Source organism: Ignavibacteriales bacterium, assembly GCA_016700155.1.
Lineage (GTDB): Bacteria > Bacteroidota > Ignavibacteria > Ignavibacteriales > Ignavibacteriaceae.
Window position 1 is genome coordinate 1,622,726 of the sequence record CP065001.1, and the last position, 19,871, is coordinate 1,642,596.

Below are 19,871 nucleotides of genomic sequence, written 5' to 3' on the forward strand. Positions count from 1 at the left end.
CCAGCTATGCTGGACTTTTTATGTACCGAAGGCCGGACTCGAACCGGCACCTGGTGTAAGCCAGACTGGATTTTGAGTCCAGCGCGTCTACCAATTCCGCCACTTCGGCATTTTTAGAATTAAAAAATCTAATCCTAATCTTATCAACTTAATACTAGATAGCCTCCAGGTTCCACCACTCAGTATACAAAATAACCCAAGAGTTTTAGTTATTTTTTGCGATGCAAAGTTATACTTAATTCATTTTATTATCAAGAAACTTTCCTTTAGTTATCAAATAAAAATTACAATTACATCTTAACTTTGATTAGCAACTGTCATTTCTATATTTTTGTAGTCAAAATTGAATAACAAAAAAGAGAACACAAATTGAACGACAAATCAGAAACTCTAAATGAAAGATCAAAAAATTTTATTTACGAAATTATTGATGAAGATATAAAAACCGATAAATGGGGAGGAAGAATTCATACAAGGTTTCCCCCCGAACCTAACGGCTATCTTCATATTGGTCACGCAAAATCTATATGCCTGAACTACGGCATTGCAAGAGATTATAGAGGCAAATTTAACCTGCGCTTCGATGATACTAACCCAACCAAGGAAGAACAGGAATATGTTGATTCGATTATTGAAGATGTTAAATGGCTCGGCGGAGATTTTGAAGACCGAATATTTTTTGCATCCGATTATTTTGATAAAATGTATGACCTTGCAGTTGAACTTATTAAGAAGGGTAAAGCTTATGTAGATGATTCAGACTCTGAAACAATGAGAGGACTAAGAGGAACCGTTACTGAAGCAGGAAAAGAGAGTCCGAACAGAAACAGATCTGTTGAGGATAACCTTAACCTGTTTGAAAAAATGAAAAACGGAGAATTTAAAAACGGTGAAAAAGTTCTTCGTGCAAAGATTGATATGACCTCTCCGAATATGCTTCTTCGTGATCCTGTTATGTATAGAATTATTCACTCAAGCCATCATCGTACCGGTGATAAGTGGTGCATCTATCCAACTTATGACTGGGCGCACGGACTTGAAGATTCATTCGAGGGCATTACACATTCAATCTGTACACTTGAATTTGAAGTTCATCGTCCGCTTTATGATTGGTTCCTTAACGAACTTGGAGTTTATCATCCGCAGCAGATGGAATTTGCCAGGCTAAATCTTAGTTATACTGTAATGAGTAAAAGAAAATTACTTGAACTTGTTCAGCAGGGATTAGTTGATGGATGGGATGATCCGAGAATGCCGACAATCTCTGCATACAGAAGAAGAGGTTATACACCGGAAGCAATTCAAAACTTTGCAGAAATAATCGGTGTTGCCAAACGTGATGCACTAACTGATATTGCATTGCTGGAATATTCTATCAGAGAAGACCTGAATAAAAAAGCTCAGCGATTAATGGCGGTATTGAAACCGTTAAAAGTTGTGATCACAAATTACGCTGATAATATGATTGAGGAACTCGATGCTGTAAATAATCCTGAAGATGAAAGTATGGGGCAAAGAAAAATTCCTTTTGCAAAAGAATTGTATATCGAACAAAGTGATTTTATGGAAAATCCTCCTAAAGGTTATCACCGATTAATTCCTGGAGGAGAAGTACGATTACGCTATGCTTATATAATCAAATGTGAAGAAGTAATTAAGAATGAATCAGGTGAAGTTATTGAACTCAGGTGCACATATGATCCTGAAACCAAAAGCGGTAATTCGACCAGCACAAAAAAAGTGAAGGGCACTATCCATTGGGTCTCTGTCAATCACGCTGTAAGTTCTGAAGTAAGACTTTACGACAGGCTTCTTACGGTTGAAGATCCTTCCGCTGAAAAAGAAAAAGACTATAAGGAATTAATTAATCCTGATTCACTTGAAATTATAAGCGACGCAAAGATTGAACCATTTGTCCGCAATGCCGAACCCGGCGCAAGATTTCAGTTCGAGAGACAGGGATATTTCTGTGTTGATTCAAAGTATACAACGAGTGACAAACTGGTATTTAACAGGACAGTAACTCTTAAGGATACGTGGACAAAAGTTTCGGGAAGAAAATAATTTTCTTATTAACTGATAATTTTTATGGCAAAGTTGAAAACAAAAAAATACTACTCTGTTATCACCGGTGATATAGTCAAATCCTCAAAACTTCCGGTTGATAAACACAAGATGCTGATAAAGGTTCTGCGCAATTGTTCAGCAGAACTACCCGTTGTTTTTCCAGGTGTTCTTAAATATGAGCCTGAATTATTCAGGGGTGATAGCTGGCAGCTATTAATCCAGAAACCTGAAACAGCTTTGTCAGTTGCATTATTTTACAGAGCTTACCTTAAAGCAAAAATGCAGATCGACAGTATAGATGCAAGAATGGCAATCTCATTTGGTACTGTAGATATAGCAGCTTCCGTGTCAGGTACCGGTGAGGCATACAAAATTTCTGGTAAAGCCCTCGACAAAAAAGGCAGGCGCAAAATGAAATTTGTATCGGGCGCAATTTCAAATCCGGAACAGATTGATTTGATAGTTCAGAACACTGATTTCATTTCTTCCCGCTGGACAAGCCGGCAAAGCAAGATTATTCTTCTGGCTATTCAGAATAAAAATCAAAAAGATATAGCCAGGAAACTGAGGATTACACAGCAGGCAGTCTCTCAGCATTTAGATTCGGCAGGGTGGACGGTAGTTTTAGAAAATATTTTATACTATGTAAAGTCTATTGCTGCATATAACAGGCTTCTGAAAACAAAATAAAGCTATACAAGTGTTAAAGCTTGTATTATACTTATACAAGCTTAAAAGCTTGTATTTATAATTTACAAGAAATCAGGCATTTAATTATGAATAGTATTTTGTTACAGGTATTACTGCCTTTAACTTCAGCGCATTTGCTCGGGGATTTTATATTCCAGAGCGATAATGATGTAAAGAATAAAAAGAGATACAGTATATTCATAAAACATATCCTGATACTTACACTGCTTAGTTATCTGCTAACGGGTATGTGGAATGATTATATAATACCGCTGTCAATTCTGGTCTCTCACACAATCATTGATTTGCTGAAAAAACAAATTAAAAAAGATACGTTTATCCTTTTCGCAGCAGACCAGTTTGCACACCTGCTGGTAATAATGATATTAGTGTTTTATATGCAACCGGCTTTTGAAAGCGGTGATGCACAAAGTTATTGGTATAATATTTTTGGTAACGGATACTTAGTCACATTGACTATTGCTTCAGCGCTGATAATGACTACGAAGGTCAGCAGTATTATTGTCACTTATACTATCAAGCCGGTTCAGTTTAAATTATTTCAGAGTGATTCGTCAGAAATCCAGATAAATACGGGACGTTTAGTCGGTCAGCTTGAACGAACGATTATACTGTTGTTGTTTATTGCAGATATGCCTGCAGTGATTGGATTTTTAATTACCGCAAAATCTATTTTGAGATATGGCGAGATTAAAAACGAAAAAGATAAATCTATGGTTGAATATATTTTAATCGGAACGCTGATAAGTTTTGCCCTTGGAATTGCAATCGGCTACTCCACAACTGAATTTATAAAACTTATAAACTGAATCAATTCCTCAATGCTGTAATAATCGCATCTATTCTTTTCAAAACTTCATCCTTACCAAGAATAAAAAGCAGATCAAACATTCCCGGACCCGTACTTTGTCCTGAGACTGCCAATCTTAGCGGGTGAATTAACTTGCCTTTACCTACATTCAATTCATTTGCAACAGATGTTAAGGCATTTTCATAATCCTCTTTTGAAGGATTTGTAAGCAGACTAAATGCATCTTTTATTTTTAAAAGATGTGAGGGGGTGTCTTCTTTCCAGTTTTTTTCAATAGACTTTTGTTCATAAGTATCGGGAGAGTTATAGAAGTACGCACAACTTGTAATAAATTCTTTGACAAAACTCACTCTTTCTTTCATCGACTGAATAACAAGCAGTAAATACTCATCTGTAAATTTATACGAATCAAATTCAGGCTTTAAAAATTCTGCTTTGAGTAATTCAAGAATATCCTTGTCATCCATCTTACGCAGATGTTCAGCGTTCAGCCAGTTTAGTTTCTGGATATCAAAAACAGCTCCAGACTTATTAACTCTTTCAAGAGAGAATGAATTGATGAGTTCATCCATTATATAAAATTCTTTGTCATCGCCTGCATTCCATCCAAGCAGTGCAACAAAGTTGATTAGCGCATCTTTCAGATATCCTTTATCCCTGTAATCCTCAACAGCAACATCGCCCTGGCGTTTGCTTAATTTTGATTTATCCGGATTGAGAAGCAAAGGAAGATGAGCAAACACAGGTCGTTCCCATCTGAATGCATCGTACAACAAAACATGTTTTGGTGTTGATGATAACCATTCTTCGCCGCGAATCACGTGAGTTATTTTCATTAAGTGATCATCGACAACATTTGCAAGATGATAAGTAGGGAAGCCGTCACTTTTAATCAATACCTGATCATCTACATTATTACTTTCAAATTCAACGTGCTCTCTTATCACATCATCAAATTTTATTGTTATTCCAGATTCTACATTTAATCTTATCACATATGGAATATTTTCTGATAACTTTTTCTCCACTTCACTTTGAGAAAGATGAAGACAATGTTTATCATATTTTGCCTGCGGAAGTTTTTGTTTTTCCTGTTCTTCCCTTAAAGATTGAAGTCTTTCCGGAGTACAAAAACAGTAATACGCCTTTCTGGTTTTGATGAGCTCATCAGCATGAGATTTATAGATTTCCAATCTTTGTGATTGCTGGTAAGGACCGAATTTCCCATCTAATTCAGGACCTTCATCATAATCAAGCCCTGCCCATTTCAATGCAGAAATAAGATTTTCAACGGCACCTTCTACAAACCTGTTCCTGTCAGTATCTTCGATACGAAGTACAAAAGTCCCATTATTTTTTTTTGCAAATAAAAAATTATATAGCGCTGTTCTTAGTCCGCCAACATGAAGATATCCTGTCGGACTTGGAGCAAATCGAACACGCGGTGAATTGTTGATCATGTGTTTTCTTTAGATGTGATGTTAAACAAGAAAATTCTGAAATGATTTCATTTAGCTTAAGCGGAAGAACTTCAATCACACTTTAACTTTTGATTCAGTATAGAATTTTACTTTCTCAATAAATTCCTGGCTGTCAATTGGTTTGGGAATATAATCCGTTGCGCCTGCATCAAGACATTTTTCACGGTCACCTTTCATTGCAAATGCTGTTAAAGCTATGATCGGAGTGTCTTTGTATCCCGGTAAAAGCCTGATTTTTTCAGTAGCTTCAAATCCATTCATCACAGGCATCTGCATATCCATTAAGATGAGATTATACTTATGAACCTTAGCTTCTTCCAGTGCTTCAAGTCCATTCTCAACAACTACTATTGAATCAAAATTATTTTTCTTTAATAACCGGGTTACAATTATCTGTGAATGTTTATAATCTTCAACCAGTAAAATCTTTACCGCATCTTTTTTAGCAACTACTTCTTCAGGGGTTGAAGGTTCGTCGTACCTGTTTATCATTGCATTGATGGTCTCGGCGAGGTCTTCGATATTTGAACTGCTTTTTTCGAGAAGCTCTTCAAACATTCCATCAATTTTCTTCAGGTCTTCTTTATAATTTTCTTTCCCGGTATAGATGATAACAGGAAGTTTTTTGAACTCAGGTTTTGTTTTGATGAGCTTAATAAGTTCAAATCCATTTAGCTCAGGCATATCAAGATCGATGATTGCAAGATCCAGGTTTTTTCCTTCAATCAGCGACTCAACTTTTGATGAATGAGATTCAGCAACCGCATTGAACCCGGCTTGTTCAACAGCTTCACGTATCAGGTTTAGTGTTGGTATATCATCATCAACTATCAGGATATTTGAATCCTTTTTCAACTTGTAACTTGTGAGTACTTCAACCAGATATTGATATTGAATCGGTTTTACAAAGTATTCAACAGCACCCATTAAAAATGCTTTTTGCTGTTCAGCTTCAACAGAACAGATTATTACGGGTGTGTGTTTTGCATTTTTCTTTTCGCGGATTTCCTTTAATAGTTCAAGACCATTAGCATCCGGGAGTACTACATCTAAAAGTATAGCAAGGAAACTTTCACGCTCAATAATTTTTAACGCCTGCTCAGCAGAGTTTACAATGGTGGGTTCATAACCCCACTTGTTGAGATAGTTACTTAATAATTTGGAAGTTGCGTAATCATCCTCAACAACAAGAACACTATTTTTCTTTCCTGGTTTTGGCAGCGCGCTGATCTGGCTTTCAATTGCTGTCATTGATTCAGTCGAGATACTGAAATTATATGTAGAACCTTTTCCGACTGAACTGCTTATATCAATAGTACCGTTAAGGTATTCTATATACTTTTTGGTAAGAGCAAGTCCGAGACCTGTGGTTCCTGCAATTTTATTAGTGCCAAGTTCAAATGGAACAAATGGTTTGAAAATATCTTTCAATTTGGCAGAAGGAATTCCGGCACTTGTATCTGAAATTCTGAAATTAAGTCTGTCAGCAGAAGGCATTGAAACGGAAATTGTAATTTTTCCGCTGTCCATTTGACGCAACGAAACCGCAATGACATTATTAATTACATATCTAAGTTTCTGAGTGTCAAATTTTACCTGCTTATTTACATTCTCTTCCACATCAACCATAAAGTCGATTTTGGATTTATCTATCTTTTCAGAAATTAGTTTTAGTATTTCTTCAACAAAATTTTTAGGATTTACAGAAGCTGCAGTATCCTTTGTACTTCCGCTTTCCAGTTTTGCTAGATCAACAAGGTCATTGATCAGCGACAATAAGTTGTAGGCATTTTCCTTCAAAGTTATTACATACTCGGATTGCGAGGGAGTAAGACTTTCCTCATTCAGAAGTGAGGCAAATCCCATTATGCTGTTTGTGGGGGTACGTAATTCATGCGCAATGTTCGTAACGATTTCTGACATTTGGGTGGAAGTGTTTAGCTTATCTCCCATCCAAAGGCTTAGAAGATGGCTGACTGATTCTCCAATAACCAAAAAGTTTTCATGATCAGCTTTTGAAAAGGGTGATTTCTGAGCGATCTTCAGTAAAATTTTTTGTCCGTTGGGTAAAGTGATAAACAAACAACTTTCATAAAGCACAAAATCCGACGTCTGAAGTTCACAATCAGGTTGGGAATTTAAAGTGATTGCAGATGGCTGGGTCTTTAATGAGGTGCATACTTTACATTTGTGTACGGAATTTTTTGTATATGCTTTTTTAGCAGAAGCTGATTTTCCCAGTACCACAAGATTGTCATCATTAACTTTAAATAAGACAACGGCGCTTAACTCATATTCGGACACCAGGAAATCACTTAAAATTTCCGGGAAATCGTAAGATGCTTTTAGAGCTGTTTTAATCAGCTTATTGTATGAACTTAAATTTTCGATTTTTGAACTTTGCATGTATTCCCATTCATTGCTGTAAAATCAGGTACAATCGCAAAATAACCCGCACCAAATATAAATATTTAGCTTTCAAAAGAAAAATAAACGCATTGCAGATAAAATCACTTGAGGTTATTATATAATTAAATTGTGCTTCTACGCTGCAGCAAAATCAAACTAATAAAACATAATTAATTAAATCGAAAGGCGATGATGACTGATAATAACCAAAACCAGGTGTCGTTTATTTCCAGGAGTCTTGGGATAATTGAAAAAGTTGGTAATGCACTGCCTCATCCCGGAACTCTGTTTGCTTTATTTGCGGTTGGTGTAATTATTATATCCGGTATTACAAGTATGTTCAATCTGGAAGTGACTCACCCCGGAACCGGGGAGATAATCCGTCCGGTTAGTTTGTTGTCTGTTGACGGGCTTCACAGAATTGTTACTTCAATGGTAAATAATTTTACGAGCTTTGCACCATTAGGGACTGTACTTGTTGCTATGCTGGGTATCGGTATTGCGGAGGGGAGTGGTTTAATAGGAACAGTATTAAGACTTCTTGTAATAAAAGCCCCTAAAAAACTTTTGACATTTGTGATTGTATTTGCCGGTGTTCTATCTAACACCGCCAGCGAGGTAGGTTATGTTCTTTTAGTTCCCTTAGCGGCTACAATTTTTCTGGCAGTTGGAAGACATCCTATTGCCGGTTTAGCGGCAGCATTCGCAGGAGTATCCGGCGGATATAGTGCAAACTTACTGCTTGGTACTGTTGATCCTTTATTAGCTGGTCTTTCAGAAGAAGCAGCAAGAATTATTGATCCCTCCTATGTAGTAAATCCTGCAGCGAATTTTTATTTCATGTTTGTCTCAACATTTTTTATTGCGATTGCAGGGACCTGGGTAACAGAAAAGTTAGTTATTCCGAGACTTGGAGATTATAAAGGAAAGTCATCTCACGAAGAAATAAAAGCAGTAACATCCGACGAGAAGCGAGGATTAAAATATGCACTTTTCTCAGTTGTCATTTTTATAATCATTCTTGCCATCGGGTTGATTCCGGAAAATGGATTTCTAAGAGAAACGGGAACAGGAAGTATACTACATTCACCTTTCCTTGAAGGAATAGTTGCATTTATTTTTTTGGGTGCGGCGTTATTCGGTATTATGTATGGAATTGGTGCCCGGACTTTGAAGAGTGATTCTGATGTGATGAAAGGCATGGGAAAATCAATCGAGACTTTAGGTGTTTATATAGTTCTTGTTTTTTTTGCAGCCCAGTTTGTTGCGTTCTTCAATTGGACGAACCTTGGTATTATCATTGCAGTTGAAGGCGCATCAATATTAAAGGCAATCGGACTTGGTGAAATTCCTTTAATGGTTGGATTTATTTTGCTTACTGCTTTTATAAATCTCTTTATGGGTAGTGCTTCTGCAAAGTGGGCGATAATGGCTCCAGTCTTTATCCCGATGTTCATGCTGCTTGGATATACTCCTGAGTTCACACAAACTGCTTATCGTATCGGTGATTCAGTCTCCAATATTGTATCTCCGATGATGACTTACTTTGCATTGATAGTCGCATTCGTTCAGAAGTATGATGATAAAGCAGGAATAGGAACGGTGATTGCCACAATGCTGCCATACACGGTTATCTTTTTTATACTCTGGTCAGTTCTGTTTTCGCTCTGGATATTCTTTGGGCTGCCTGTTGGTCCGGGTGCTGAATTGTATCTTGTTGAATGAACTAATTATATTGGACTTTGAAAATCAGTTCAACTTAAAACTCAGCAATGAAAAAACGTAAAGTTATAATTATTGGCGGAGGATTTGGCGGGATAAGTGCGGCTAAACTTTTTAATGATGAAAGATTTGACGTACTAATTATCGATAAGACGAATCACCACCTATTTCAACCGTTGTTATACCAGGTTGCAAGTGCGGCATTGTCTCCTGGTGATATCGCATTCCCGATCCGTGAGATCTTCCGTAATTACAAAAATATCCAGGTAATCATGGATGAAGTAATTTCAATCGATAAAGAAAGTAAACTGGTTATTTCTGCTGCGGGCAGATATGAGTATGACTATCTCATCATAGCGACCGGGTCAAGACACTCCTATTTTGGAAAAAACGAATGGGAACAATTTGCCCCCGGATTAAAAACTCTTAAAGACGGACTGCTGCTGAGAGAAAATATTCTTAACTCTTTTGAAGAAGCTGAAAAACTTGGTAACTCAAATGAAGCAAAGAAGTATCTAACTTTCGTAATTGTCGGCGGGGGACCAACAGGAGTTGAAATGGCTGGCGCAATTGCAGAGATAGCCAAAAAAACTTTGCTTAAAGATTTCAGGCGAATTGACCCTTCCGCAACAAGAATAATTTTACTCGAAGGTTTACCTAAAATACTTTCTGCTTATCCTGATAGTCTTTCAAAACATGCTGTTGATGTATTGAACTCACTTGGCGTTGAAGTGCGATTAAATACATTTATGACCGATGTTAATCCGGATGGTGTAAGGGTTGGCGAAGAAACTATTGAAACCGTCAATATAATTTGGGCTGCAGGAAATGAGATCTCACCATTAATAAAATCATTGAATATCGACACTGATAAAGCAGGCAGAGCAAAAGTGAATGCTGACCTATCAATACCCGGTAACCCTGAAGTTTTTGTAATTGGAGATGCGGCATTAGTAATGCAGGATGAAAAACAACTGCCGGGAACAGCACCAGTAGCAATGCAGGAAGGAAGATATGTTGCTCACACAATTATTTCCGGGAAGGATTTTGAAGATCGTGTACATTTCAGGTATTTGGATAAAGGTGATATGGCAACTATAGGTAGAGCACAGGCAGTTGCAAATATCAGGGGGCTAAAACTCACGGGATTTTTTGCGTGGCTTGCGTGGTGCTTCATACATATTTTTTATTTGATAGGATTCAGAAACCGATTCCGTGTTATGGCTGAATGGATATGGTCATATATCACTTTTAAGAGAGGAATACGATTGATAGTTGGTAAAAGGGGTGACGGTTAAAAATTCAGATCAAGCTGCAGACTAAACCTGTTATCAACATTTCCATCTATTTCTGAATTTCCCGAACTTAATTTTTTTTCATTCGGTTTGTATGTTTCTGAATATTTAAATGAAATCGTAAAAATTTTAAATGGTTTGATTCTTCCAACTAAATACCAGCGCAGACCCTCACCAAATAATGCGGGGTTGTACATAACTCCTGTCAGATCATTTTCATATTCATAAAGTGCAGAGTTGAATGAATCAGTCTTAAAAAATATTATCCGGGCTGAAATATCAGCAAGACCGGTGAATGAATATTTTAAATCTTCGAAGAAAAGAAAACCTGATTCACCCTGACTTCCTTTTATTAAAAAAGTATTATACTCGAAACGTGTTCTCAGTCTGAATTTTTTTGTTGCTGTATAGATTACTTCCATCCTGTAATTTTGCTTCAACTGTTCGCCTACATTTCTGTTTTGTCCATCATTGATTGAAATATCTTTCTTCTCATACTTGTACCTGGCTTTACCTTCAACAGATCTGGATAGTGAAGATGTTAAATCAGCAAGTATTTCATTCCCTCCGGAAGGTAAGGGTGTATTGAACAGAGAGTAGGGGAATTTGAACTGGTCATAATAAAAATTCAATATTCCTATTGGTGACTTCCACCTGAAACCATTATAAATGGCAAATTCATTTTGGATTGTACCACTGCGTTCAGCAAGAGCAAAGCCGTGAAGAGAAAAATAATTACGCGGATAATTTCTTATCGAAGTTATAAAAATAAAATCCCTTGTAAACGCAAATTGAAAATTGTTTATCGTGGCAACAGAGATGGAATTATATGCTGCTTCGCCTGAAACATTGAGGTTGCCAAAATACAGATCATAACTAACTGAATAGTAATCGAATTTATTACCTGATATATCGTACACATTGTCCGGTAAAAAAACTGAACTGTATGATGATCGATAATAGAGAGCTGAAATATTATTCCTTGAATCCAAGTTATACCTGAGAATTGAACCGTAACTTGTTTCCGTCAAAGTTTTTCTTCTGTTGATTTCGCCTTCCGTTCTGTGTAGACCATCAACTGGAGTTGATGTTATAAATCCATCTTCAATATTTGCGTCAAGTTTATTCTTAGAGAAAAACGGAACAAAAGTAAAATCATTCCAATTAATTTTAGCAGCAGTCCCCCGGAAAAAATTATTTTCAGTCGCACTGGTATATGCTTTTATGATTTTCGGAATTTTTTTTATAGGATAAACAGCATCGCTTCCTTTAGAAAGACCATACGGACTCCATAGAACTAATCCCTGACCATTCTCAAGAAGAAAATCACCGGCAATAAAATTTTCTATTGGTCCAATTTCATTAATTGTCAAATGATATGAATCAAATTCATCAATAGGTTTTTCGCCGGCATCTTTTTCAGTCAGCACTCCGATTTGATATTTACCTTTCCCGTTTAAAAGGATTCGGTTATAAATTTTATACTTTGATCCTTCAAAACCTCCATCGGAAAATCCTTTTCTGTTCTGGAGATCTGTAGTCACTCTGTTCCGCATTTTTATACCTGGAACAATAGCAAAACTATCCCACGCACCATCTTCATCAAATGACAACTCAGATGTATTGATGGTTAATGTTACAAATGGCAGAATCTTTCCGACAATTTCGTTCGAAAGATTTTCTACAGAAAAAAGTTCCTGCACTGAATAAAACACACCGTACTTTTTCCGATGATTCACAATTAATTCTGCACGGACATAGTCAATGTATGGTATTCGCTGAAGTTGAGAAATATCCGCTTTATTGATATCAACAGGATTTAAAATCAGATCTTCTAACACATCGTAAATTCCTGACTCTTCATCCGTATCCTGGGTTTCCTGAAGCAGATCATCTAAAACATCTTCTGTATTATATTCAGCTGTATCTGATTGTGAATTAAGAAATGGCGACACGATCGTAAAGCAAATGACGATTAAGAATAATGACATTGATATTCTTAGTTTGGATGGAATCATTTTTAATTCAATAACAATCTTGTAAGTGTTTAATCAATCCCAAGATTTTTTCTTACCATTTGAGTTCGTGTACCTTCTCTACCAAAACTGATAATAATTCCTGCCTGATGAGTGAACCCTAAATCCTGGTGTGTAAAGAATGCATAGTCAAGACTGAACATTGAATAATTTATTCCTACTCCGGCACTGTATCTAGATGGTTCATTTGAAAATCCCGATCTTAATATCAGATACTCAATTATTTCATACTCAAGTCCGAATTGCAACGATGGATTATACTTCAGGTCTTTTTCCACTGAGATATTTGCAGTAACGAAATTTGTTATATCATAGCTTAAGCCGGAGCGCAGTATAACAGGTATCTGATCTTTCTCATTCCCAATGCTTGCACGGTTAATATTATCAAAGGAAAATCCAAGCCTTATTTGCTCGTTCAGATAAACCAATCCACCGGCATTAATAAATATTGCTGCATCATTCCCATAATTCTGAATCGAAGTTGTTTGATAGTTCAGAGAAAGCCCTGCAAAAAATTTATTTTCAAAATTATAAGCATACCCTAATATTATTTTAGTTTCGCGATATAGATCGAATCCATATGTCATTCCTCCCAACGCGAATGATCCAATATCAGATGGTTCGTGATACGCAACATATCCATTTGCTAATTCACTTAATCCAAATGGCGCAGGTGAGTAGTAAACTCCTGCTTCACGCCAGTTCATTTGTGCAAGACCTGCAGGATTATTGAACAACGCAAAAACATCATTGCTGTTTGCAACATCAGAATTAGCCAGAGAAATTTGTCTTGCACCTGGCAGAAATTGTGCAAAAGTTGTATCCGCTGTTGAAAGCAGTAATACTATGAAAATGAATTTATACATTGAACTGAGTTGACTAACTTTTATTGTGGGATAATATCTAAATTCATATATTAAATCAACAAATATTCTGAAAGAATAAAATAAAATGAAACTTGTAATCACCCTTTTTCTGCTAGCTTCTTCTTTAATTTATTCACAGGAATTGAACTGTAAAGTCCTGATCAATTTTGAAAGCCTGCCGACTGCCAATAAGGAATTACTCGTCAATTTTGGAAACCAGCTTGAAGACTATATAAACAAAACAAGATTCACAACCGATGCGTGGGAAGGTGATAAAATTGAATGTACATTTAACATTTTTATTACGTCTGCCTCGAGTGATGTAAGTTATTCAGCACAAATTGTTGTAGTGAGTCAGCGCCCGGTTTATAATTCAACTAAAAACTCTGCAATGCTTATAATAAATGATAACAGCTGGTCATTTACTTATGAAAAAAATCAGCAGATTTATCCTGACCAGGCTTCATTTGATCCGCTTAGAAGTCTGCTCGATTTTTATGCATACATCATCATTGGTTACGATCTTGATTCTTATGGTAAACTTGGCGGATCCCAATTGTTTTCAAAAGCATTTGATATAGTAAATTTAGCTGCCACAAATCGTTCCGCTACAGGATGGGAAAAAAGCAGCAGTTCATACAGCAGGTGGGGATTGGTTGAAGATATGATGAATGAAAAATATCGCCCGTTCCGTGAAGCATTCTTTGAGTATCATTACAATGGAATAGATTTATTCACTCAAAACAAAAAAGCGGCACAGGATAAAATAGTTCATCTAATAAATGTACTCGAATCAATGCGAAATAAAGTTGATTTGAATAGCGTTCTTATAAGGACTTTCTTCGATGCTAAGAACGGTGAGATAATTGACTATTTAAAGGATTACCCGGATCAAAATATTTTTAAAGTATTAAAGAAAATTGATCCGCCTCACATGTCAAAGTACGATGAAGCAATAAAATAAAATTGTTCCGATTGTACTAAGAAACGGAGATTTCATAAATCCTGTACTTTTTATAAATCTCGCCCTGCATAGTTTCAGCACCGCGGTTCATCATATCATTGTCTTCAAGTATCCAGCTTGCTTCACCAAGATCAATCCCAACATCGTGTGCGCGGTTTACAATTTCCCAATAGAATGGAGCATCCAATCCCTTCTTTTGAAATTCAGGTATTACCCCGAGAATAATAATTCTGCACCATTTTAATTTTCTTTTTTGAGTGAACAGTTTTATAAAATTAAACGGAAATAATCTTCCGTTCATCTGCTTAAATATCTGGTTATAATCCGGCAAAACTAAAGCAAATCCTACAACCTGTTCTTTTATTTCACCGAACAGAACAAGTGAAGGTTCAACTAATGATTTCAGATCTTTGGCAGCAGCATCAAGTTCAGCATCAGTCATTGGAACAAATCCCCAGTTGGGCTGCCAGGCTTTGTTATATACGTATTTCACTTTGTTCAATTCATTATTAAAATCTTTCATGTTTATCTGGGAGATTTTTAAGCCTGATCGTTGTTTTGCTATTTCTGCAACTCTTCTGAGTTTATCCACTGAAAGAACTTTTTTATTCTCAAGCTTATATGCATAAAGATCTTTTCCCTTCTTAAAACCGTAATTATCACAAAGTTCCAGATAATATTTTGGATTGTATGTCATAAGAATTCTGGGTGAATCCTCAAAACCTTCAATCAACATTCCATACTCATCATTGCTTGATGGATTTGCAGGTCCTCGCATCACATCACAACCATTTTTGATGAGCCAGTTTTTAGCAGCATCGAATAAAACGTTGGCAACTTCCTGATCATTCACGCATTCAAAGAATCCGAAGAATCCTACTTTATCATTATGATGTTGATTATGAAGATCATTTTTGATTGCGGCAATCCTTCCTACTAGTTCACCATTTTTTTCAGCCAGAAAATATTCTGCATCAGCGTGCTGAAAGAACGCATTTTCTTCTTTACTTAAAATTTTTTTTCTGTCCATTATCAACGGTGGAACCCAGTAAGGATCATTTTTATAAAACTTCCACTGGATTTTAATGAACTGCATTAATTCATTCTTGGTAGAAACTGTTTTAATTGATATTGAACTCATGTCAACCTCTATAAATAAAAAAAGCATACCATCATTCGAGGTATGCTTAAATATACTTTAAAAAATTTCAACTCAGATTAATCCTATTTTCTTTCCTGTTTCTGTAAAGATATCTATGATCTTATCAAGATGTTCGTCTTCGTGAGTGGCCATATAGCTCGTTCTCATCATTTGTCTTCCCTGAGGTACGCCCGGTGAAATGAATACATTCACGAATACACCAGCGTCGTAAAGCATTCTCCACATCTTGAAAGCTAGTAGATCATCGCCAACGATTACGGGAACAATTGCAGTACGACCTTCAATCACGTTAAAGCCTGCGGCTTTTAAACCTGTGCGCATTTTATTTGCATTTCTAATCAGCTTATCTACACGTTCTGGTTCTTTTTCAAGAATATCAAGAGCTGCAAGTGCAGCGGCAACTGAAGCAGGTGTAGGTGATGCGCTGAATATCAGTGCGAGCGAATTATGTTTTATAAAGTTTATAACTCTTTCAGGACCAGCAACAAATCCGCCAAGTGATGCAAAAGTTTTGCTGAATGTTCCCATGGTCATATCGATTTCATTTTCAAGATTAAACTCACTTGCGGTTCCTCTTCCGCCTTTTCCAATAACTCCGACAGAGTGTGCATCATCAATGAGAATTCTGCACCCATATTTTTTCGCAATTTCATTTAACCGGGTAAGATCAACAATTTCTCCGCCTGTACTGAAGACACCATCGCTCACAATTAATTTCCCGGCTTCTTCAGGAAGCTTTTTAACCACGCGCTCAAGATCATCCATATCATTATGTTTGTAACGGACAAAATCAGCAGTGGCGCCTTTTGCCATTAAATTTCCGGCAACAAGGCATGCATGGTTATCTTTATCAGAAACAATATATTCACCGCGCTGAACGAGTGTAGGTATGATTCCCTGACCCGTCTGATAACCGGTACTAAAAAGTAATACTGATTCCGTATTAAAAAATTTGGCAAGTCTTGCTTCAAGTTCATTGTGTAAATCAAGCGTTCCGGTTAAGTAACGTGATCCTGAACATCCGGTTCCATATTTTTCTACTGCTTTTACTGCTGCTTCTTTTACTAAAGGGTGAGCTGTTAGTCCCAAATAATTGTTAGAACCAGCCATAATTATTTTTCTACCTTCGATCTGTACTACCGGTCCTTCATTTTCCTGAATAGCTCTGAAATATGGATAAAAGCCCGCTGCTTTGACTTCATCTGCACGTGTGAAGTCCTGACACTTCTTAAAAAGATCCAAAAATCCTCCGGGATGTAAAAATGAGTCTACAATTTAGTAAAGTAAATTTCTTAAATTTCGCGCCAAAATCTATCATTAAATAGTTTCAAAATCAATTAAAGTGAAGCATAAATGAGTTCAAAGAAAATTGCTGTAGTAACAGGGGGAACAGGGTTTGTTGGCAGCCATCTGGTTGATAAACTTTTAAAAGAAAATTTTCATGTGAGATGCCTGGTTCGCAAGACAAGCAGTCTGAAATGGATTGAAGGCAAGGGGGTTGAAATTATAGAATGTGCACTAACTGACAAAGCCGGGCTTAAAAGTTCTTTCCAGGATGCAGAATATATTTACCACATTGCTGGTGTGGTTAAGTCAAAAACACCACAAGGTTATTTTGATGGTAATGTTGAAACAACAAAAGCTATGCTCGAAGTAGCTCTTGAATACAAAGATAGCATAAAACGATTTTTAATAGTTAGCAGTCAAACTGCAACGGGACCTTCACTTGATGGTAAACCTGTTACTGAAGAAACAATTTGTGCACCGATCACGACTTATGGTAAAAGCAAGCTCGCGGAGGAAGAGTTAGCAAAATCATTTTTTGATAAACTACCGATTACAATTACACGCGCACCCGCAGTTTACGGCGAACGAGACACAGAGATATTTATTTTCTTCAATACTTTTTCGAAAGGATTGATGACAACAATCGGCTTCGATAAGAAAGTGATTAGCCTGATTCACGTAATTGATCTTGTTGATGGAATATATTTGGCATCAGTATCAGAGAAAGCAAAAAAACAAATCTACTTTATAAGTTCGGAAAAATATTATACGTGGGACGATGTAGGTGAAGTATGCAACAAAGTATTTAATAAGAGACCAATTAAAGTGAAAGTTCCTCACTTTATAGTTTATTTCATTGCGGCGATTGCGCAGTTTTTTGCAATGTTCAGTTCAAAGCCCGCGACATTAAATCTTGAAAAAGCAAGAGACATTACGAGGAAAGCCTGGATTTGCGATACATCAAAAGCAAAACGCGACTTTGGATTTAAACAAAACCTATCGCTGAAAGATGGAATTTACAGAACTGTGAATTGGTATAAAGAAATGAAGTGGCTTTGATCAGTTGTTCTGTGCGCCTTCTTCAATCCATTTTTTCAAACCATTGACCTGGTTTTGTGTGAATGGTTTATAAGGTGAATTTAGTGGCGGCATAGGCGTAATACCAGCTCGACCTTCAACTGTCCAAACGATAACACTGTTATCAGGAGTGAAAGGAACAACAACTCTTCCATCAGCAGTGGTTCCTGCCCAGGTTGTTAAACTTAATCCGCCTGCTTTGGTATTATCATCATGACAGCTAACACACTTAATCTCGAACACGGGCTGTAAATGCTGACTGAAACTAACAAGTGAGTCGGGGATGATACGATTATCTATATCATTATCTGTGATCGAATCCTCACAACCGCCTGACAGCAGTGAAACTATAAAAGTAATTACGATGAATAAAAATTTTTTCATAAGCTGACTTAAAAATAGAATTTTGATATTATTCTCACAATCCAAAATTCAGGTAGAAATTGATTTAGAATAATTTGTTCTCTAACTTTGCAACGGAGATGAAAAATAATGGGGCTATAGCTCAGCTGGGAGAGCGCTTGAATGGCATTCAAGAGGTCAGCGGTTCGATCCCGCTTAGCTCCACATTTAATTTATTCGTAACAATCCTTTCAGATTAAATCTTTTCTATACTTCCCAACATTTTTTATTTTAATACTAATGAATTTATTTCCAGTAAACAGTTATTATAAAAAAATACTGCGGGTTGCATTGCCGGCAATTGCTGGATTATCCACCCAGATGGTAGTCTCTCTTGTTGATACTGCAATGGTTGGAAGGCTTGATGAAGCTACATACGCTTTAGCTGCGATGGGTTTGGGTGTTTTAGCGACCTGGGCTTTGATAAGTTTCTTCTCTAGTCTTGCGACAGGCACTCACGTTATCGTAGCAAGAAAATTCGGCGCTTCAGATTTTACAGGTTGTGGAGTAACACTCAACGCATCGGTGTATATCAGTCTTATTATCGGTGTGGTTGTTGCAATAATAGGATTATTTGCAGATACACCCATTGCTCATTTTTTTGCAGCTGATGATGTAGTTGGATTCTACGCAAGTGAATATATTTTTTACAGATTTTTGGGTATTCCTTTCTTTCTCATTTCAGTGTCATTCAGGGGATTTTTCTTCGGGATAAGCAAAACAAAAATATTCATGTTTTCAGGCGTTATCACAAACCTTTTGAATATCATTTTCAACGTGATGTTTATATACGGAAATTTTGGTATGCCAAGAATGGGACTTGCCGGTGCGGGTCTTGGCTCAACCCTTGCAACTTTGTTTGATGTATTATTTTACCTTGTTATAATTTTACTTCCATCATACCGGCTAAAGTTTAAGAATTTTAAAAATCTGAAACCGGATTTTCAGATTATAAAAAGGATATATGAAATATCACTACCTGTTGCCTTTCAAAATGTATTTATATTGGTTGGATTTTTAATTTTCGTAGCAATCACTGGTCTTATTGGTACTGAACAACAAGCGGCTACACAAGCAGTTATAAGTACTTTATTTATGTCCTTCCTTCCATGTTTCGGTTTTGGTATTGCGGTACAAACTCTTGTCGGAAATAATCTCGGTTCAGGTAAATTCCAATTAGCAAAAATCTATGGATTTGAAACAGCAAAAGTCGCCACGTACTACACAATAATTCTTGGTTTAATTTTTATTTTAATACCGCACCTGGTTTTATTGATCATTACAACCGATCCTATAATTATTGAGACTGCCAAACCGGCTTTACGGATTGCAGGATTTGCACAGATTTTTTATGCTGTTGGAGTTGTACTCGCTAACGGTTTGCAAGCTGCTGGTAAAACAATGTTTGTAATGAAAGCAGAAGTTATAGCAAATCTCCTGATCTTTGTTCCGCTTGCATATTTATTTGGTGTGGTACTAAAGTTGGGTTTAATATGGGCATGGGCAGCATTACCGATTTATATTATTATTTATTCGACTGCTATTCTATTAAAATTTAGAAGCAGCAAATGGTATAGTTAA

The 19,871-nt window shown here is 36.6% G+C and carries 15 protein-coding genes and 2 tRNA genes; 9 read left to right on the forward strand and 8 right to left on the reverse strand.

Annotated features, from left to right (window positions below):
• Nucleotides 1-23: 23 nt before the first annotated feature.
• A tRNA-Leu gene (locus IPM56_06675) sits at nucleotides 24-109 on the reverse strand.
• Between the two features lie 260 nt (nucleotides 110-369).
• On the opposite strand from IPM56_06675, the gene IPM56_06680 reads away from it, so the two are divergent.
• The 3 genes from IPM56_06680 (at nucleotide 370) to IPM56_06690 (ending at nucleotide 3,587) form a co-directional block, all read left to right on the forward strand.
• Nucleotides 370-2,064 (forward strand): glutamine--tRNA ligase/YqeY domain fusion protein, encoded by a 1,695-nt coding sequence (locus IPM56_06680; protein ID QQS37632.1) that lies wholly within the window; start codon nucleotides 370-372, stop codon nucleotides 2,062-2,064.
• Between the two features lie 24 nt (nucleotides 2,065-2,088).
• Nucleotides 2,089-2,757, forward strand: coding sequence for a hypothetical protein (locus IPM56_06685; protein QQS37633.1), 669 nt, complete (start codon nucleotides 2,089-2,091; stop codon nucleotides 2,755-2,757).
• Nucleotides 2,758-2,843: 86 nt separating this feature from the next.
• Nucleotides 2,844-3,587 (forward strand): DUF3307 domain-containing protein, encoded by a 744-nt coding sequence (locus tag IPM56_06690; GenBank protein QQS37634.1) that lies wholly within the window; start codon nucleotides 2,844-2,846, stop codon nucleotides 3,585-3,587.
• Between the two features lies 1 nt (nucleotide 3,588).
• Here IPM56_06690 and IPM56_06695 read toward each other — a convergent pair whose 3' ends face one another.
• Nucleotides 3,589-5,049, reverse strand: coding sequence for a glutamate--tRNA ligase (locus tag IPM56_06695; GenBank protein ID QQS37635.1), 1,461 nt, complete (start codon nucleotides 5,047-5,049; stop codon nucleotides 3,589-3,591).
• A 75-nt stretch (nucleotides 5,050-5,124) separates the two neighbouring features.
• Nucleotides 5,125-7,476, reverse strand: coding sequence for a response regulator (locus IPM56_06700; protein QQS37636.1), 2,352 nt, complete (start codon nucleotides 7,474-7,476; stop codon nucleotides 5,125-5,127).
• A gap of 195 nt (nucleotides 7,477-7,671) precedes the next feature.
• On the opposite strand from IPM56_06700, the gene IPM56_06705 reads away from it, so the two are divergent.
• Both IPM56_06705 and IPM56_06710 read left to right on the forward strand, forming a co-directional pair.
• Complete coding sequence (locus IPM56_06705; protein QQS38242.1) at nucleotides 7,672-9,204, forward strand: AbgT family transporter; 1,533 nt, start codon at nucleotides 7,672-7,674, stop codon at nucleotides 9,202-9,204.
• A 47-nt stretch (nucleotides 9,205-9,251) separates the two neighbouring features.
• Complete coding sequence (locus IPM56_06710; GenBank protein ID QQS37637.1) at nucleotides 9,252-10,499, forward strand: NAD(P)/FAD-dependent oxidoreductase; 1,248 nt, start codon at nucleotides 9,252-9,254, stop codon at nucleotides 10,497-10,499.
• Here IPM56_06710 and IPM56_06715 read toward each other — a convergent pair.
• Complete coding sequence (locus IPM56_06715) at nucleotides 10,496-12,487, reverse strand: helix-hairpin-helix domain-containing protein (protein QQS37638.1); 1,992 nt, start codon at nucleotides 12,485-12,487, stop codon at nucleotides 10,496-10,498. The two genes, IPM56_06710 and IPM56_06715, sit on opposite strands and share 4 nt — an antisense overlap.
• Before the next feature lie 56 nt (nucleotides 12,488-12,543).
• Nucleotides 12,544-13,398, reverse strand: coding sequence for a hypothetical protein (locus IPM56_06720; GenBank protein ID QQS37639.1), 855 nt, complete (start codon nucleotides 13,396-13,398; stop codon nucleotides 12,544-12,546).
• An 85-nt stretch (nucleotides 13,399-13,483) separates the two neighbouring features.
• On the opposite strand from IPM56_06720, the gene IPM56_06725 reads away from it, so the two are divergent.
• Entirely contained in the window at nucleotides 13,484-14,362 is an 879-nt protein-coding gene (locus IPM56_06725) for a DUF4835 family protein (GenBank protein QQS37640.1), read from the forward strand.
• A 16-nt stretch (nucleotides 14,363-14,378) separates the two neighbouring features.
• Here the strand turns inward: IPM56_06725 and IPM56_06730 are convergent, their stop codons facing one another.
• Nucleotides 14,379-15,503 (reverse strand): hypothetical protein, encoded by a 1,125-nt coding sequence (locus IPM56_06730; GenBank protein ID QQS37641.1) that lies wholly within the window; start codon nucleotides 15,501-15,503, stop codon nucleotides 14,379-14,381.
• A 72-nt stretch (nucleotides 15,504-15,575) separates the two neighbouring features.
• Nucleotides 15,576-16,766, reverse strand: coding sequence for a pyridoxal phosphate-dependent aminotransferase family protein (locus IPM56_06735; protein ID QQS37642.1), 1,191 nt, complete (start codon nucleotides 16,764-16,766; stop codon nucleotides 15,576-15,578).
• A 111-nt stretch (nucleotides 16,767-16,877) separates the two neighbouring features.
• Here IPM56_06735 and IPM56_06740 point away from each other — a divergent pair, with 111 nt between their 5' ends.
• A complete protein-coding gene (locus IPM56_06740) occupies nucleotides 16,878-17,870 on the forward strand; it encodes an NAD(P)-dependent oxidoreductase (GenBank protein QQS37643.1) in 993 nt (330 codons plus the stop codon).
• Here the strand turns inward: IPM56_06740 and IPM56_06745 are convergent, their stop codons facing one another.
• Nucleotides 17,871-18,272 (reverse strand): hypothetical protein, encoded by a 402-nt coding sequence (locus tag IPM56_06745; GenBank protein ID QQS37644.1) that lies wholly within the window; start codon nucleotides 18,270-18,272, stop codon nucleotides 17,871-17,873.
• 110 nt (nucleotides 18,273-18,382) lie between these two features.
• Here IPM56_06745 and IPM56_06750 point away from each other — a divergent pair.
• Both IPM56_06750 and IPM56_06755 read left to right on the forward strand, forming a co-directional pair.
• A tRNA-Ala gene (locus IPM56_06750) sits at nucleotides 18,383-18,455 on the forward strand.
• Nucleotides 18,456-18,530: 75 nt separating this feature from the next.
• Nucleotides 18,531-19,871, forward strand: coding sequence for an MATE family efflux transporter (locus IPM56_06755; GenBank protein QQS37645.1), 1,341 nt, complete (start codon nucleotides 18,531-18,533; stop codon nucleotides 19,869-19,871).

Excerpts from the sequence above, each read along its gene's own strand:
- IPM56_06755 (QQS37645.1), top strand. The coding sequence starts at position 18,531 with ATGAATTTATTTCCAGTAAACAGTTATTATAAAAAAATACTGCGGGTT.
- IPM56_06745 (QQS37644.1), bottom strand. The coding sequence starts at position 18,272 with ATGAAAAAATTTTTATTCATCGTAATTACTTTTATAGTTTCACTGCTG.
- IPM56_06710 (QQS37637.1), top strand. The coding sequence starts at position 9,252 with ATGAAAAAACGTAAAGTTATAATTATTGGCGGAGGATTTGGCGGGATA.
- IPM56_06695 (QQS37635.1), bottom strand. The coding sequence starts at position 5,049 with ATGATCAACAATTCACCGCGTGTTCGATTTGCTCCAAGTCCGACAGGA.
- IPM56_06700 (QQS37636.1), bottom strand. The coding sequence starts at position 7,476 with ATGCAAAGTTCAAAAATCGAAAATTTAAGTTCATACAATAAGCTGATT.
- IPM56_06705 (QQS38242.1), top strand. The coding sequence starts at position 7,672 with ATGACTGATAATAACCAAAACCAGGTGTCGTTTATTTCCAGGAGTCTT.
- IPM56_06690 (QQS37634.1), top strand. The coding sequence starts at position 2,844 with ATGAATAGTATTTTGTTACAGGTATTACTGCCTTTAACTTCAGCGCAT.
- IPM56_06715 (QQS37638.1), bottom strand. The coding sequence starts at position 12,487 with ATGTCATTATTCTTAATCGTCATTTGCTTTACGATCGTGTCGCCATTT.
- IPM56_06685 (QQS37633.1), top strand. The coding sequence starts at position 2,089 with ATGGCAAAGTTGAAAACAAAAAAATACTACTCTGTTATCACCGGTGAT.
- IPM56_06725 (QQS37640.1), top strand. The coding sequence starts at position 13,484 with ATGAAACTTGTAATCACCCTTTTTCTGCTAGCTTCTTCTTTAATTTAT.
- IPM56_06730 (QQS37641.1), bottom strand. The coding sequence starts at position 15,503 with ATGAGTTCAATATCAATTAAAACAGTTTCTACCAAGAATGAATTAATG.
- IPM56_06720 (QQS37639.1), bottom strand. The coding sequence starts at position 13,398 with ATGTATAAATTCATTTTCATAGTATTACTGCTTTCAACAGCGGATACA.
- IPM56_06740 (QQS37643.1), top strand. The coding sequence starts at position 16,878 with ATGAGTTCAAAGAAAATTGCTGTAGTAACAGGGGGAACAGGGTTTGTT.